The sequence below is a fragment of the Pseudomonas sp. GL_093 genome (assembly GCF_057837605.1).
In genome coordinates this window covers 6850994-6865486 of record NZ_CM174448.1, presented here as the reverse complement: position 1 = coordinate 6865486, position 14493 = coordinate 6850994, and the positions used below count along the sequence as shown (strand labels likewise).

Genomic DNA, 14493 nt, shown 5'->3' with positions numbered 1-14493 from the left:
CTCGCGATGGCGGCATAACAGTCAACGATGATGTTGAATGTTACGGCCTCATCGCGAGCAAGCTCGCTCCCACATTGGTTATGCGTTGGCCTTATGGCCGGGTTATTGCTTCTCGAGCAACCACTTGCGATCACCCGACGTGAACGATGGCATCTCGTCCGCCTGAGCGGTGTTCATGGTCTGGAAGATCTCCAGCTCTTTGCCCTTGCGCGCAAAGATCCAGGTATTGCCCTGGCCGTTGAGTTGCAGCCACATGTTGTCGTTGCCGCCGCTCATCGACGCGCAATCGCCCGCCAGACACAGGGCATAGCGATCCGCCCCCGGCAGGCCGGCAACCTGGCCGTCAGCCTGGAATTGCACGGTATTGCCTTCACCGGGACCGCTGACGACTTTCCAGCTGCCGCCCATGTAGGCCGAATACAGTGCGCGTTCGAAACTGGCACCCACCGGTGCGCCGTCCGGCACCGTAACCTGCGCGCGGTCGAAGACTTGCTCCGGCTCATTGTCGCTGGCGATTTGGCTCAGTTGCTTGCCGTCACGCTTCAGCTCACTGGCGGAGCTGCCATAAAAGTCGACCTTCCAGGCGCCGGACGCTTCGCCCAGCAACTTGCCGTCGACATTTTCAAAACCATTGGTGTAGCGGGCCTGGCCGGCCTTGGTGTTCACGTCCCATTCCAGGTTCGGACCATAGGCCTGGAGCGCTTCGCGCAGGGGGCCGCCTTTGGCTGCAGCATCGATCGCCACCTGATTGATCCAGGTGCCGCTGATGTCACGGTCGGCAGGGTTGCTGGCACAACCGCCCAAGAGTAGGGCGACCAGCGAGAGAGCTAGCGCATGGCGCATGGTGGAATCCTTTCAGAACCCTTTCTTTACAAGATCGGTCAGCGCAGCCCTTTAAAGGCTGCGCCGTACGCATTTACTCGATGACCAGAATGGCATCCATCTCAACCTGCGAACCCTTTGGCAGGGCCGCTACGCCGATGGCGGCGCGGGCAGGGTAAGGCTGGTCAAAGTACTTGCCCATGATCTCGTTGACCTTGGCGAAGTGGCTCAGGTCGGTGAGGAAGATGTTCAGTTTGACGATGTCCTTGAACGAACCGCCAGCGGCTTCAGCCACGGCTTTGAGGTTCTCGAACACCTGGACGGTCTGGGCTTCGAAGCCTTCAACCAGTTCCATGGTTTTTGGGTCCAGAGGAATCTGGCCCGACATGTAAACGGTGTTGCCAGCCTTGATCGCCTGGGAGTAAGTACCGATGGCGGCCGGGGCCTTGTCGCTGGTGATAACTGTTTTGGTCATGAATGACTCCTTGTAATGAGTGGCTTACGCACGCATGCGAGTGATGCGAATCACCCCGGTCAGGGCGCGCAGTTTCTTGATCACGCGAGCCAGGTGCACGCGGTCGTGCACGCTGACCACCAGTTGGACCACGCTGATGCGACCATCGCGTTCGTCCATGCTGATTTTTTCGATATTGCCGTCGGCCGCGTTGACGCTGCTGGCCAGCAGAGCAATCAGGCCGCGCTGGTGTTCCAGTTCGACGCGCAGCTCGACATTGAATTCGCCGGTGACATCCTTGGCCCACGAGAGCTGGATGCATTTTTCCGGGTTGTGGCGGATTTCGCTGATGTTGCGGCAATTGTCCAGGTGCACGACCATGCCTTTGCCCGCGGACAGGTGGCCGACAATCGGGTCACCCGGGATCGGCGTGCAGCACTTGGCGTAACTGAGTACCAGGCCCTCGGTGCCGCGAATCGCCAGCGGGCCTTCCGCGCTCGGCAGCTGTTCGCCTTCACCAAGCAGTCGGCGGGCGACCACATAAGCCATGCGATTGCCCAGGCCGATGTCTTCGAGCAGGTCTTCGATCAGTTCCAGGCGGTACTCGGTGAGCATCGCCTTGACGCGCTCGGCTGCGACTTTCTCCAGCGAGCTGTCGAAACCGTTGAGAACCTTGTTCAGCAGGCGTTCGCCGAGGCTGATGGATTCGGAGCGGCGTTGCAGTTTCAGCGCATGGCGGATGTGAGTCCGCGCCTTGCCGGTGACCACGAAGTTGAGCCACGCCGGATTCGGTCGTGCCCCGGGGGCGCTGACGATCTCGACCGTGGAGCCGCTTTGCAGCGGTTCGGACAGCGGTGCGAGACGACGATTGATCCGACAGGCAATGCAGCTGTTGCCCACGTCGGTGTGCACCGCGTAAGCGAAGTCGACCGCCGTGGAGCCTTTGGGCAGCTCCATGATCCGGCCTTTGGGCGTGAACACGTAGACCTCGTCCGGGAACAGGTCGATCTTCACGCTCTCGATGAACTCCAGCGAGTTGCCGGCCCGTTGCTGCATCTCCAGCACGCCTTTGACCCACTGGCGGGCGCGGGCATGAGTGCCTTTTGGCTGCTCGTCGCCGCTGGATTTGTACAGCCAATGGGCGGCGATGCCGTTGTTGGCCATCTCTTCCATTTCACGGGTGCGGATCTGAATCTCGATCGGAACACCGTGCATGCCGAACAATGTGGTGTGCAGCGACTGGTAGCCGTTGGCCTTGGGGATCGCGATGTAATCCTTGAAGCGACCTGGCAACGGTTTGTACAAATTATGCACAGCACCCAGCACGCGGTAGCAGGTATCGACCTTGTCGACGATGATCCGGAACGCATAGACGTCCATGATCTCGTTGAAGGCCCGACGCTTGCCGCGCATTTTCTTGTAGATGCCGTAGAGGTGTTTCTGACGGCCGCTGACTTCGCCCTGGATTTCGTCGATGGCCAGGCAGTGGCTGAGGGACTCTTCGATCTTGTTGACGATTTCCTTGCGATTACCCCGGGCGCGTTTGACCGCCTGGTTGATCCGTGCGGAACGCATCGGGTGCATCGCCTTGAAGCCGAGGTCTTCGAATTCTATGCGGATGGCGTGCATGCCCAGCCGGTTGGCGATGGGCGCATAGATTTCCAGGGTTTCCTTGGCGATCCGTCGGCGTTTTTCGCCGGACAAGACTTCCAGGGTCCGCATGTTGTGCAGGCGGTCAGCCAGTTTGACCAGGATCACGCGAATGTCGCGGGCCATGGCCATGGCCATTTTCTGGAAGTTTTCAGCCTGGGCTTCGGCCTTGGTCTCGAAGTTCATCTGGGTCAGTTTGCTGACCCCGTCGACCAGTTCGGCCACGGTTTCACCGAATTGCGCTTGCAGCGCTTCCTTGGCAATACCGGTGTCTTCGATCACGTCATGCAGCATCGCAGCCATCAGGCTCTGATGGTCCATGTGCATGTCGGCAAGAATATTCGCAACCGCGAGTGGGTGCGTGACGTACGCCTCGCCGCTACGGCGGCGTTGGCCGTCGTGGGCTTGTTCGGCGTAGAAGTACGCTCGGCGGACCAGGTTGACCTGGTCCTTGCCGAGGTAGGTCGATAAGCGATCGGCGAGGGCGTCTATGCTCGGCATGATAATTCCTGCCGTTCGCTGTGACCCCGCGCCGTGCTACGTCGACCAGGCATGGCTTAGACTGCCTCGTTGGACTCGTCCTCGAACGCTGCGAACAGCGGTTCGTCTTCGACGATTTCAGCGTTGGCGATGAACTCGTAGCTCATCAGGCCTTCAGCGATTTCACGCAAGGCTACAACGGTAGGCTTGTCGTTTTCCCACTGAACCAGTGGCTCTTTGCCGCCGGTGGCCAGTTGACGGGCACGCTTGGTAGACAGCATGACCAGCTCAAAGCGGTTTTCCACGTGGTTTAGGCAATCTTCAACGGTTACGCGGGCCATGGTATTCCTCGGAGCGAATGCAATATGCGCGCTGCCCGGTTGGGCGAGCGGACTCAACAGTTTAAAAAATCACCAGCGATTAGGGAAGCGCTGATTTTTTGACCAAGCCCTTCAACGCGCTGCAAGTGCCAATGTAAAGCCCTTGCAGCAGTTTTGGGAAGAGCTGTTTAGCCGAGCAATTCAGCCAAAAGTTTTCCGTTACGCTGCTGCTGACGTTTCTGATGCAGCTGATTGGCACGGAAAATTGCCTGCAAATCGCGCAGTGCGTGGGCGAAATCGTCGTTGATGATCAGGTAATCGTAGTCGACGTAGTGGCTCATTTCGCTGACGGCTTCGCGCATCCGGCCATCGATGATCTCGTCGCTGTCCTGGCCGCGATTGGTCAGGCGCTGGTGCAAGGCTTGCAGAGACGGCGGCAGAATGAAGATCGAACGCGCCTGGGGCATCAACTTGCGCACTTGCTCGGCGCCTTGCCAGTCGATTTCCAGAATCAGGTCGTGGCCTTCATCCAGGGTCTGCTGCAAATGGCTTTGCGAGGTCCCGTAGAGATTGCCGAACACTTCGGCGCGCTCGAGGAAATCCCCATGCTCGATCATCTTCACGAACTCGCTGCGTTCGACGAAGTGATAGTTCACGCCGTTCACTTCACCGGGGCGCATGGCGCGGGTGGTGTGGGAGACGGAGACGCGGATCTCCTGATCAGCGTCGGTCAGGGCCTTGACCAGGCTGCTCTTGCCCGCGCCCGAAGGTGCGGAAATGATGTACAGGGTGCCGGTGCTGTGGGTCATGTCAGGGTTGCCTTACTCAATATTCTGCACTTGTTCGCGCATCTGCTCGATCAACACTTTGAGGTTGACCGCCGCCTGGGTGCTGCGCGGGTCGAAGGCTTTGGAGCCCAGTGTGTTGGCTTCGCGGTTGAGCTCTTGCATCAGGAAGTCCAGGCGTCGACCGGCAGCGCCACCGGATTTGAGCACCCGGCGAACTTCGATGATGTGAGTGCTCAGGCGATCCAGTTCTTCGGCGACGTCGCTCTTTTGCGCGAGCATGACCATTTCCTGCTCCAACCGCTGCGGGTCCATCTCGGCCTTCATGTCGGCGAAGCGGTCGAGCACTTTCTGGCGCTGGGTGGCAAGCATCTGCGGGACCAGTTCACGCAGGGTCACCACATCTTCTTCAATAGAGGTCAGGCGATCATTGATCAACCGTGCCAGCTCCGCGCCTTCGCGCTCGCGGCCGGCCTTGAGTTCTTTCAGGCCTTCGTTGAACAGCGCCAGTGCTTCTGCATTCAAGGCTTGCGGGTCGGTCGCATCGCCCACCAGCACGCCGGGCCAGGCCAGGACTTCCAGCGGGTTCAGCGCGGCCGGATTTTTGATCAGGCCGGCGATGGTCTCGGCGGCGGCGACCAATTGCGCGGCGCGCTCGCGGTCCACTTGCAGTGGTTTGTCGGTATTTTCTTCGGTGAAGCGCAGGGTGCATTCGAGCTTGCCGCGCGAGATTCCCTGGCGCAGTGCTTCGCGGACCGCGCCTTCGAGGTCGCGAAAGGACTCAGGCAGGCGCAAATGCGGCTCCAGGTAGCGGCTGTTGACCGAGCGCAGTTCCCAGCTCAGGGTGCCTTGGGCGCCGGCTTTTTCGACGCGGGCAAAGGCGGTCATGCTGTGCACCATGGAGGTACCTCGCAATGCAGGTTCATACGTTACCAAAGGTTTCGCAGGCCTGATCTATATGAATTTAAGCCCAGAGGCAGCAAAGGCGCAGGATTGTAGCGCAGTGGGGCGAATGCGCCCAAACACACGGTGTGACAAAGGGCAGCAGGTCGTCGGCAAAGCGCTGTGCAGGGCCTTCAGTCGTCGGGGGATTTTTTAGAAGTGCCCACTCGTGGCCCTGCGGCTCTATAATGCTCCGCAGTTTTCCGTCCCCCGTACAGGTATTCCCTATGAAACGTCCAAGTGGTCGCGCTGCCGATCAGCTCCGCTCGATCCGCATTACCCGCAACTACACCAAACACGCCGAGGGATCTGTACTGGTCGAGTTCGGTGATACCAAAGTCATCTGCACCGTCAGCGTCGAAAACGGCGTGCCGCGTTTCCTCAAAGGTCAGGGCCAAGGCTGGTTGACCGCTGAATACGGCATGCTGCCGCGCGCCACTGGCGAGCGTAACCAGCGTGAAGCGAGCCGCGGCAAACAAGGCGGCCGCACCCTGGAGATCCAGCGTCTGATCGGTCGTTCCCTGCGCGCTTCGCTGGACATGTCCAAGCTGGGCGACGTCACCCTGTACGTCGACTGCGACGTGATCCAGGCTGACGGCGGCACCCGTACCGCGTCCATCACCGGCGCCATGGTTGCACTGGTCGATGCCTTGAAAGTGATCAAGAAGCGCGGCGGCCTGAAAGGCGGCGACCCGCTGAAGCAAATGATCGCTGCCGTATCGGTGGGCATGTACCAGGGTGAGCCGGTACTCGACCTTGACTACCTGGAAGACTCGGCCGCCGAGACTGACCTGAACGTAGTAATGACCAGCACTGGCGGCTTCATCGAAGTCCAGGGCACTGCCGAAGGCGCTCCGTTCCAGCCGGAAGAACTGAACGCTATGCTTGAGTTGGCGAAGAAAGGCATGTCCGAAATCTTCGAACTGCAAAAGGCTGCACTGGCCGACTGATCGGATCTGCTCCAACCAAGGAGGACGCCATGAGTGACGAGCAACAGCTACTTCCCACCCCGAGCAAAGAGGTTCGGCAGTGGGCAATGTTTTGTCACCTGTCCGCCTTGCTGGGGATCTGGGTTCCGTTCGGTACGCTGATCGGCCCGCTGATTCTCTGGCAGATGAAGCGCGAGATGGACCCGTTTGTTGATGCTCAAGGCAAGGAGGCGCTGAACTTTCAGATCACCGTCGCCATTGCCTCCGCCATCTGCTTGCTGCTGATGGTGGTGATCGTCGGGTTCTTCCTGTTCGGTCTGTTGGCGATCGGTGCGCTGGTGCTGACGATCATCGCCGGCGTGAAGGCCAATGAAGGGGTGCCTTACCGGTATCCATTCACCTGGCGGTTGATCAAATAACGACCAGCGCTGACTCTCCCCTGTGGGAGCGAGCCTGCTCGCGATTGCGGTCTGACATCCAGAGTTGATGTCGCCTGACACACCGCTATCGCGAGCAGGCTCACTCCTACAAAAAGCCAAGAATCAGCGCGCACAAAAAAGCCGACAGCGATGTCGGCTTTTTTGTGTGTGCGAAAAGACGCTTAGATGGTCAGCGTCCAGTCGTAGTCCACGATCAGCGGTGCGTGCTGCGAGAACCGTGGCTGACGTGGCAAGCGTGCGCTACGTACGAAGCGACGCAGGCCCGGAGTCAGCAACTGATAGTCGAAACGCCAACCGAGGTTGAGCATTTCAGCCTGTTCGTTATCCGGCCACCAGCTGTACTGGTCACCTTCACGGCTGACTTCACGCAGGGCATCGACATAGCCCATGTTGCCGACAATCTCGTCCATCCAGGCACGTTCAGGTGCCAGGAAGCCCGGGGATTGCTGGCTGTCACGCCAGTTCTTGATATCCAGCTTCTGTTGCGCCACGTACAGCGAGCCACAGTAAATGTACTCGCGACGTTTGCGTCGCTGTTTATCCAGATAACGGGCGAAATCGTCCATTAGCTTGAACTTCTGGTTCAAGTCTTCATCGCCGTTCTGCCCCGAAGGGAGCAGTAAGGTCGCGATGCTGACCTTGTCGAAATCTGCTTGCAGGTAGCGCCCGTAGCGGTCGGCCGTCTCGAAGCCGAGACCGCTGATGACTGCCTTCGGTTGCAGCCGCGAATACAAAGCCACGCCACCTTGGGCGGGAACTTCGGCTTCGCAGGCATAAAGGAAGTAGCCATCCAGTTGGAAAGCTGGATCGTCCAGTTCAAAGGCGGAGGCGCGGGTGTCCTGCAGGCAGATGACGTCGGCATTCTGTGCTTGCAGCCAACTGAGCAAACCTCGCTCCACTGCAGCCTGAATACCATTGACGTTCACACTGATGATCCGCATAAATGGCCCCAAAAATCGCGTGCGTGTATGATACACGGCGTCAACCTAATTAGCTAAATCCGTGGTATTTGGGGTTTTTTTCATGCAAGCGTATCAGCGCGATTTCATTCGTTTTGCCATCGATCGCGGCGTTTTGCGCTTCGGCGAGTTCACCCTGAAGTCCGGGCGCACCAGTCCTTACTTCTTTAATGCTGGCCTTTTCAACTCGGGGTCGGCCCTTGCGCAGCTGGGTCGTTTCTACGCGGCGGCCATCGTCGAGAGCGGTATTTCGTTCGACGTGTTGTTCGGTCCGGCCTACAAAGGCATCCCTTTGGCGGCGACCACCGCAGTGGCCCTGGCCGAACATCATGGCCGCGACCTGCCGTGGTGCTTCAACCGCAAGGAAGCCAAGGCTCACGGCGAAGGTGGCAGCCTGGTCGGCGCACCGTTGACCGGCGACGTGCTGATCATCGACGACGTGATCACCGCTGGCACTGCCATCCGTGAAGTGATGCAGATCATCGCTTCCCAGGACGGCGCCAAGGCTGCGGGCGTGCTCATCGCCCTGAACCGTCAGGAGCGTGGCAACGGCGAGTTGTCGGCCATCCAGGAAGTGGAGCGTGACTTCGGCATCCCGGTGATCAGCATTGTTTCGCTGAATCAGGTGCTCGAATTCCTGGCTGACGATCCACAGCTCAAGCAACACCTGCCGGCGGTTGAAGCCTACCGCGCGCAGTTCGGCGTCTAAAGAAAAGGCCCTGTGAGAACAGGGTCTTTTTTTGAGTGCTGGTATCAGGGTGGCTGTTACTCCCGTAGCCTTAAGGCGCGCAATAAGGCATCAATCTGCCCGAAAGCGTCCTGTTGCCACTGATCCGGTGTGCGATCTCCCAGGATTTGGCTGTCTTCGACGAAACGCCTTACTGAGGTCGGGCCGTAGCCCTCGGCGATATCAAACTTTTCGCAAATGAACTGAAAACCCTGTTCGCCACTTCCCGTTTCAAGTACTGGTCGACACTCTTCTGCAAGTGCTTCTATGCCTCCGGGATAATTGCGAACGCAGTAGTAGATGTCGTATGCGTCCTTCTGTTTATGCCTTCCGTTCAGGGCATATCCCTTCATCGCCAGTAGTGCGGGGACCGAACACACAGCGATCTCCACTCGATTTTTGCCGCCCGTAGGCATGGGGCCTTCAATTGCAACCATCTGATAGAAACGCATGGCCAAGTCAGCGCCGTCGGCGCGTTGAACTGCAAAGTCGTTGAGAATGGGTGGCTTGTTTTGGATGATTTCGGCGTCGCGCGGCATCAAGAAATCCACGATCACATCTATCGCAGCTCCACCGTCCTGCACGGGAACCTCGCGGACTAGTTGGAATCGCCGAAGTTCTCCTCTTTGCTCGTATCCATTGCCCATCAGTGCTTCGATCAATGTTGCGTACTCGCCATCACCGAGAGCCTCTGCGTTCAGGCTTAAATCGACATCAAGGGTACCAACATGTTGCATATCGTCATTCGCAAGCAGAAGCCACGGCACTGCTCCACCGATCACTGCAAACTTGCCTCTGAAGGAACCAAGAATTTGACCCATTTCGACTAATACCGCCTTCACTGCAGTCGTCGTTCTGTCGTCATAATCTGAAGCGGATTGGGGTTCTTGAGGTACTAACGGGGCCATGTCAATTTTTCCTGTCGTAGATACTCGGCAGCTTCCTTTCCTCGCTCTCCTGCTACCGATAGATCCAGATAGGTCTGAACTGGACTGGTGCATATGGCTCCCGGCGCGGCTTCAACGGTGTCCAGTAGAAGTCCTTCGTCCCTGGGTAAAGTGATCACTACGTTTTCTCCCTTTGATGTGGGAACCAACTGTAATGCTTTGACCAATTTCTCTAGACCTTGAATGTCCGCATAAAAGTAATTCGTGCTGACTCGAGCATAGGGCGCGAGCCATTGAGCGGCAGAAAATGAGGAAAAAAGCGCGTGTCCGTTGCTCCTTTCTCCGATAGCGTTCCGCGCCGCATTTTCCAATGCGCTGCCATGTAAGGTGGTATAGAACTTTTTACGGTCCCCTGATGGAAGCTCGTATGTTTCGACCCATGTATCCAAAAGGGCTTTAGGATCGGATAGACATACGCCCTCGTTTGTTGTTCTTGCCCATTCTCGATTCAGCAGCGCGGTGCGGACATTGCTGACTTGACCCAGACTCGCTCCGGAAGCTTCGGAAAGCTCCATCACCCGCCAGGCTCGGTCCGGTTCCCGAAGCATCATACGAATGATCTGAGCTGATTTTGGTTTGAAGAGAGACTTCAGCTCCCTGTTCTCCGAGGGCGGCCTGTCAGCGACTTGGTGGTCAATGAATACACCATCGAATGAAATCCAGGAATTGCCCTCCAGGTCCAGATATCCCACACCTTTTTCCCGACACGTTTGTCTGGCAGCGGGTGAAAGATAAGGTGCGACCACGATAGGCGTAGCCTTTGTGTTCCGCTCGTTCACGTAGTCGCGAAGCTGAAGTATGGCTACGTTTATGAATCTGGGCTGGCCACTTGCTTTCACCTCGCAGACCAGAGAGTGCGATTTCCCTGATGTGTTTACCTCGACAACGAAGTCGGGAGTCCAGGCTTTTGAAAGCGGGACAGATTTCAGGCTTTTAATCTCGAGGATCGGTATTTTACTCAGGAGGTTTCGCAGCGCGTCTCTTGAGTGCATTTCGAGCTCTTTCATTGATTTAACCCTTTTCAACGAATGCTGAAAATAGCCATTCTGGTGAAATCTGTCGATAATTTTCATCCAATATGACGATTTCAGCGAATGTTGAAAATAGGGTTAACAGTGAAATATGGAAAGCGGACGTGCTGTTAGCCCAGCTTCCGCCATTTATCGATAAGCCGCACAGCGAGCCATACATTGAGCAGCGCAAACACCAGCAACGCCAGGACGACGAACACATAAAGCGTGCGATCCACGTCAAAGTCCCAAAGATTCAGCGTGCTGCTGCCCATGATTCTCACAGCAGCAGGAAGGTTGACGTAAAACAGCGCCAGGAAGGCGCTGGTCAGGGGGAGGGCGCAGGCGAACAAAACGTTCGTTACCTTTTTTCGGCTACGTTTTCTGGCGAGCGGGCCAGATTGGCTTTCATCCAGCTCCAGTGCTTCATGCAGCCTCGGCCACGCCAGGTTGAACATGAAGGTGGTCAAGGTCAGCAGCAATCCACTGACCGCCACGATGTCACTGAACGGCATTGATCCCCAGCGTTGCGCAGAGCAGGTCGTGGGAATCCTCGCTGATCTCGAACTGCCCGGCGCTGCCTTTACGTTTTGTGATGGGTTTGAAGGTCGGTTCGTTCTGTGTGATCAGCATGTTCAGCTCATCACGAATGACGTCCGAACTGATCACCACCAGGTACACCGTCTGCGCATGTTCCGCAGACTCGATCACGGCTCGCATGCTGTGCTGCAGAATATCGTCCAGCTGATTGCGAAAGCGCGAAACCGTGTTTTTCAGCAGGGTTTTGCTTTGGCTCTGGGTCAGCTGAAAAATCGTCGATATCTGGGATTCGGTCGGCAATGTCTGCCCGAAGTAGCTTTGAATCAGATACAGCAAGCGGTCCTGTTTCGCTTCATCGGCCCGACTCGGCATGCCGCCTTCTACCAGCATTTTCAAGTATTCGGTCAGGCTCGCCTTGGCGATTCGCTGCAGGGCGTGGGCGATTTCGTGGTCGGAGATCCTCAAGGTCTTTTTGACCGGCTCCCTTTGCTCGAGGTCGAATACCTGGGCGTCGATCGTGAACGAGATCTGCATGGTTCAGACCCCCGTGATTACTTGGAAGGCTTGTTTGGATACGGATCTGCCACGGCGTCACCTTGGCCGGTCAGGATATTCCAGCCATTAAGTACGTGGGTGCTTGGTTTGAAGTCTGGACACGGCGGAAGCGAAGTCTTTGACTGATTGGTGTATTCGCGCCCGCAGTCTGCGCACTCGTAAGTGCCTGCTGAAACATCACTGCCGTAGGGAACGTGGTCTTTTTGCATGGGGAAGATCTCCTGTGGATACAGGGAAGATCCTATGCGGACTTGTGCTGGCTGGATGTCGGACGTTTCGCTTAATCAGGTCAGGCATTTCCTGCGCGCATAAAAAAGATCGCAGGCTTCGTCAGCTCCTACGGAATATTCGTACATCCATAGGTGCTGCTGAAGGCTGCGATCTTTTGCGTTCTTGAATCAGTGACGCTTGCGATTGCTGATCAAGGTACCCACACCGGTGTCGGTGAAGATTTCCAGAAGAATCGCATTTGGCACCCGGCCATCGATGATCAACGAGCTACCCACGCCACCTTGCACGGCTTCCAGCGCGCAACGGATCTTCGGCAGCATGCCGCCGTAGATGGTGCCGTCGGCGATCAAGTCGTCGACTTGTTGAGTGGTCAGGCCGGTCAGGACCGTGCCCGACTTGTCCATCAGGCCGGCGATGTTGGTCAGCAGCATCAGCTTTTCAGCTTTCAGTGCTTCGGCAACTTTACCGGCCACCAGGTCGGCGTTGATGTTGTATGACTCGCCGTTGGCGCCGACACCGATTGGCGCGATCACCGGGATGAAGTCACCTTTGACCAGCAGGTTCAGCAAGTCGGTGTTGATCCCGACCACTTCGCCCACCTGGCCGATGTCGATGATTTCCGGTTGGGTCATCTCTGGCGTCTGGCGGGTGACGGTGAGTTTCTTCGCACGAATCAGCTCGGCGTCTTTACCGGTCAGGCCGATGGCGCTGCCGCCATGACGGTTGATCAGGTTGACGATGTCCTTGTTCACCTGGCCGCCGAGGACCATTTCCACCACGTCCATGGTTTGCGCGTCAGTCACGCGCATGCCATCGATGAAATGGCTCTCGATCGACAGACGCTTGAGCAGGTCGCCGATTTGCGGGCCGCCGCCGTGAACCACCACCGGGTTGATGCCGACGGCTTTCATCAGCACGATGTCGCGGGCGAAGCCGGTTTTCAGCTCCTCGCTTTCCATCGCGTTGCCGCCGTATTTGATCACCAGCGTCTTGCCGACATAGCGGCGAATGTAAGGCAGCGCTTCGGACAGGACCTTGGCGGTGTTGGCGGCGGCTTCGCGTTCGAGGGTCATTCAGGGCTCCGGGTACTTCAGAAGATCAAAACGGTAATTGGAGATCAGGTGCAACACGCTTCAACTGGACTTTGAATACGTCCTTGATGCGCTGCAGTTCAGCCTCGTCATCGGCCTCGAAGCGCAACACCAGCACCGGTGTGGTGTTGGACGCGCGAACCAGGCCCCAGCCTTTGGCGTAGTCGACTCGCACGCCGTCAATGGTGGTCAGGTCGGCGCCTTCGCCCCACTTCGCGTCGTGCAGAGCATCAATGATGCTGAATTTGCTCTCTTCGGTCACATGGATATTGATTTCCGGCGTAGAAATATCGTTCGGGAAGGTCGCAAACAGCTCTTCCGCGTTGGATTTTTCTTTGCTGAGGATCTCCAGCAGACGAGCGGCGCTGTAAATGCCGTCGTCGAAACCGAACCAGCGCTCCTTGAAGAAGATGTGCCCACTCATTTCGCCGGCCAACAGGGCGCCGGTTTGTTTCATTTTCTTTTTGATCAACGAGTGACCGGTCTTCCACATTAGCGGACGGCCGCCGTATTCCTTGATCAGCGGCGTCAGGCGGCGGGTGCATTTGACGTCGAAGATGATCTCCGCGTCAGCGTTGCGCGCCAGCACGTCACGGGCGAACAGCATCAGCAGGCGGTCCGGGTAAACGATGCTGCCGGTGTTGGTCACCACGCCGACGCGGTCGCCGTCGCCGTCGAAAGCCAGGCCCAGGTCAGCGTTGGTTTCCTTGACCTTGGCGATCAGGTCCACGAGGTTTTCAGGCTTGCCCGGGTCCGGGTGGTGATTCGGGAAGTTGCCGTCGACGTCGCAGAACAGCGGGATGACTTCGCAGTTCAGGGCTTCGATCAGTTGCGGGGCAATCACGCCGGCCGCGCCGTTGCCGCAGTCGACCACGACTTTGAGGCGGCGAGCCAGTTTGATGTCCTGGACGATTTCGGTGTTGTAGCGGTCGAGGATCTCGACCTGGGTGATGCTGCCCTTGCCGCTGCTCAGGTTGTTGGTCTTGAGGCGTTCGTGCAGGGCCTGGATCTGTTCATTGGCCAAAGTGTCGCCAGCGATGACGATCTTGAAGCCGTTGTAGTTCGACGGGTTGTGGCTGCCGGTGAGCATCACGCCGGATTTGCCGGCCAAGACGTTGGCGGCGTAGTACAACGCAGGCGTTGGCACCAGGCCGACGTCGCTGACGTGGCAACCGCTGTCGGCGAGGCCTTTGATCAGTTGTTCGACCAGTTCTGGACCGGACAGGCGACCGTCACGGCCGACGGACACATTGGGTTCGTCCTGGGCCAGGCTCTGGGAGCCGATGGCGCGACCGAGCCAATAAGCGGTTTCAGCGTTCAAGAATTCCGGGACGGTGCCGCGAATATCGTAGGCGCGGAAGATGCTGTCGGGGAACTTGGGTGCGACTTGGGCTGGGGTGCTCATCTGTAGAAATGCTCCATCTCGAAAGTGGCTGGACCTGCCGCGAAGAACTCGTCGGCCGGCTCAAACTGAAGGGTATGACGGCGTTTTTCACTGAGAGTTCGTGGTGCGTAAAGGCCATGACCCCGACATCAGCGTGTAATGGAACCGCCAATACCTTGATTTTCAGTGATAAACCTTCCAGATGACGTCTGTGCAATTCAGTGCAA

At 57.6% G+C, this 14493-nt stretch carries 16 protein-coding genes and 1 pseudogene; 3 read left to right on the top strand and 14 right to left on the bottom strand.

Going from position 1 to position 14493, the window contains the following annotated elements:
- Positions 1-102 precede the first annotated feature (102 nt).
- The 6 genes from AC3IUE_RS31750 to AC3IUE_RS31725 all read right to left on the bottom strand — a co-directional run bounded on the left by AC3IUE_RS31750 (position 103) and on the right by AC3IUE_RS31725 (position 5411).
- The gene (locus AC3IUE_RS31750; protein WP_489264648.1) at positions 103-843 is read right to left on the bottom strand and encodes a hypothetical protein; all 741 of its coding nucleotides are present in this window, start codon (positions 841-843) and stop codon (positions 103-105) included.
- Positions 844-916: 73 nt separating this feature from the next.
- The gene (locus tag AC3IUE_RS31745; RefSeq protein WP_003229509.1) at positions 917-1297 is read right to left on the bottom strand and encodes a RidA family protein; all 381 of its coding nucleotides are present in this window, start codon (positions 1295-1297) and stop codon (positions 917-919) included.
- 24 nt (positions 1298-1321) lie between these two features.
- Complete coding sequence (gene spoT, locus AC3IUE_RS31740; protein WP_008150141.1) at positions 1322-3427, bottom strand: bifunctional GTP diphosphokinase/guanosine-3',5'-bis pyrophosphate 3'-pyrophosphohydrolase; 2106 nt, start codon at positions 3425-3427, stop codon at positions 1322-1324.
- 56 nt (positions 3428-3483) lie between these two features.
- Positions 3484-3747, bottom strand: a complete 264-nt coding sequence (gene rpoZ, locus AC3IUE_RS31735) for a DNA-directed RNA polymerase subunit omega (protein ID WP_007894670.1) — start codon at positions 3745-3747, stop codon at positions 3484-3486.
- Positions 3748-3914: 167 nt separating this feature from the next.
- Complete coding sequence (gene gmk, locus AC3IUE_RS31730; RefSeq protein ID WP_033059345.1) at positions 3915-4535, bottom strand: guanylate kinase; 621 nt, start codon at positions 4533-4535, stop codon at positions 3915-3917.
- A gap of 12 nt (positions 4536-4547) precedes the next feature.
- Positions 4548-5411: a YicC/YloC family endoribonuclease gene (locus tag AC3IUE_RS31725; RefSeq protein WP_008150145.1), complete on the bottom strand. Its 864-nt coding sequence runs from the start codon at positions 5409-5411 to the stop codon at positions 4548-4550.
- A gap of 269 nt (positions 5412-5680) precedes the next feature.
- Between AC3IUE_RS31725 and rph the strand changes: the two genes are divergently transcribed.
- Positions 5681-6403 carry a ribonuclease PH gene (rph, locus tag AC3IUE_RS31720; RefSeq protein ID WP_046045041.1) on the top strand — a complete coding sequence of 241 codons (723 nt, stop codon included), beginning with the start codon at positions 5681-5683 and terminating at the stop codon, positions 6401-6403.
- Positions 6404-6432: 29 nt separating this feature from the next.
- Positions 6433-6801, top strand: coding sequence for a DUF4870 domain-containing protein (locus tag AC3IUE_RS31715; RefSeq protein WP_429511573.1), 369 nt, complete (start codon positions 6433-6435; stop codon positions 6799-6801).
- A 182-nt stretch (positions 6802-6983) separates the two neighbouring features.
- On the opposite strand, the gene crc is transcribed toward AC3IUE_RS31715, so the two are convergent.
- Positions 6984-7763 (bottom strand): catabolite repression control protein Crc, encoded by a 780-nt coding sequence (gene crc / locus AC3IUE_RS31710; protein ID WP_007934608.1) that lies wholly within the window; start codon positions 7761-7763, stop codon positions 6984-6986.
- A gap of 82 nt (positions 7764-7845) precedes the next feature.
- Here crc and pyrE point away from each other — a divergent pair, with 82 nt between their 5' ends.
- On the top strand, positions 7846-8490 hold the full coding sequence (pyrE, locus tag AC3IUE_RS31705; RefSeq protein ID WP_007894680.1) for an orotate phosphoribosyltransferase: 645 nt from the start codon (positions 7846-7848) through the stop codon (positions 8488-8490).
- A gap of 56 nt (positions 8491-8546) precedes the next feature.
- On the opposite strand, the gene AC3IUE_RS31700 is transcribed toward pyrE, so the two are convergent.
- From AC3IUE_RS31700 to AC3IUE_RS31670, 7 genes and pseudogenes are all read right to left on the bottom strand, one after another.
- Complete coding sequence (locus AC3IUE_RS31700; RefSeq protein ID WP_489264643.1) at positions 8547-9416, bottom strand: hypothetical protein; 870 nt, start codon at positions 9414-9416, stop codon at positions 8547-8549.
- The gene (locus tag AC3IUE_RS31695) at positions 9404-10528 is read right to left on the bottom strand and encodes a type IV toxin-antitoxin system AbiEi family antitoxin (RefSeq protein ID WP_489264642.1); all 1125 of its coding nucleotides are present in this window, start codon (positions 10526-10528) and stop codon (positions 9404-9406) included. The genes AC3IUE_RS31700 and AC3IUE_RS31695 overlap by 13 nt, the downstream gene beginning before the upstream one ends.
- A gap of 68 nt (positions 10529-10596) precedes the next feature.
- Positions 10597-10980, bottom strand: coding sequence for a hypothetical protein (locus tag AC3IUE_RS31690; RefSeq protein ID WP_489264641.1), 384 nt, complete (start codon positions 10978-10980; stop codon positions 10597-10599).
- Complete coding sequence (locus AC3IUE_RS31685) at positions 10967-11539, bottom strand: hypothetical protein (protein WP_056738674.1); 573 nt, start codon at positions 11537-11539, stop codon at positions 10967-10969. The genes AC3IUE_RS31690 and AC3IUE_RS31685 overlap by 14 nt, the downstream gene beginning before the upstream one ends.
- 17 nt (positions 11540-11556) lie before the next feature.
- A complete protein-coding gene (locus tag AC3IUE_RS31680; protein WP_080932508.1) occupies positions 11557-11769 on the bottom strand; it encodes a hypothetical protein in 213 nt (70 codons plus the stop codon).
- Between the two features lie 189 nt (positions 11770-11958).
- Positions 11959-12864, bottom strand: coding sequence for an acetylglutamate kinase (argB, locus tag AC3IUE_RS31675; RefSeq protein ID WP_008007602.1), 906 nt, complete (start codon positions 12862-12864; stop codon positions 11959-11961).
- 25 nt (positions 12865-12889) lie between these two features.
- Positions 12890-14266, bottom strand: a pseudogene (locus AC3IUE_RS31670) (phosphomannomutase/phosphoglucomutase); the annotation flags it as partial.
- Between the last annotated feature and the right edge of the window lie 227 nt (positions 14267-14493).

Excerpts from the sequence above, each read along its gene's own strand:
- AC3IUE_RS31750 (WP_489264648.1), bottom strand. The coding sequence starts at position 843 with ATGCGCCATGCGCTAGCTCTCTCGCTGGTCGCCCTACTCTTGGGCGGT.
- AC3IUE_RS31745 (WP_003229509.1), bottom strand. The coding sequence starts at position 1,297 with ATGACCAAAACAGTTATCACCAGCGACAAGGCCCCGGCCGCCATCGGT.
- spoT (WP_008150141.1), bottom strand. The coding sequence starts at position 3,427 with ATGCCGAGCATAGACGCCCTCGCCGATCGCTTATCGACCTACCTCGGC.
- rpoZ (WP_007894670.1), bottom strand. The coding sequence starts at position 3,747 with ATGGCCCGCGTAACCGTTGAAGATTGCCTAAACCACGTGGAAAACCGC.
- gmk (WP_033059345.1), bottom strand. The coding sequence starts at position 4,535 with ATGACCCACAGCACCGGCACCCTGTACATCATTTCCGCACCTTCGGGC.
- AC3IUE_RS31725 (WP_008150145.1), bottom strand. The coding sequence starts at position 5,411 with ATGGTGCACAGCATGACCGCCTTTGCCCGCGTCGAAAAAGCCGGCGCC.
- rph (WP_046045041.1), top strand. The coding sequence starts at position 5,681 with ATGAAACGTCCAAGTGGTCGCGCTGCCGATCAGCTCCGCTCGATCCGC.
- AC3IUE_RS31715 (WP_429511573.1), top strand. The coding sequence starts at position 6,433 with ATGAGTGACGAGCAACAGCTACTTCCCACCCCGAGCAAAGAGGTTCGG.
- crc (WP_007934608.1), bottom strand. The coding sequence starts at position 7,763 with ATGCGGATCATCAGTGTGAACGTCAATGGTATTCAGGCTGCAGTGGAG.
- pyrE (WP_007894680.1), top strand. The coding sequence starts at position 7,846 with ATGCAAGCGTATCAGCGCGATTTCATTCGTTTTGCCATCGATCGCGGC.
- AC3IUE_RS31700 (WP_489264643.1), bottom strand. The coding sequence starts at position 9,416 with ATGGCCCCGTTAGTACCTCAAGAACCCCAATCCGCTTCAGATTATGAC.
- AC3IUE_RS31695 (WP_489264642.1), bottom strand. The coding sequence starts at position 10,528 with ATGAAAATTATCGACAGATTTCACCAGAATGGCTATTTTCAGCATTCG.
- AC3IUE_RS31690 (WP_489264641.1), bottom strand. The coding sequence starts at position 10,980 with ATGCCGTTCAGTGACATCGTGGCGGTCAGTGGATTGCTGCTGACCTTG.
- AC3IUE_RS31685 (WP_056738674.1), bottom strand. The coding sequence starts at position 11,539 with ATGCAGATCTCGTTCACGATCGACGCCCAGGTATTCGACCTCGAGCAA.
- AC3IUE_RS31680 (WP_080932508.1), bottom strand. The coding sequence starts at position 11,769 with ATGCAAAAAGACCACGTTCCCTACGGCAGTGATGTTTCAGCAGGCACT.
- argB (WP_008007602.1), bottom strand. The coding sequence starts at position 12,864 with ATGACCCTCGAACGCGAAGCCGCCGCCAACACCGCCAAGGTCCTGTCC.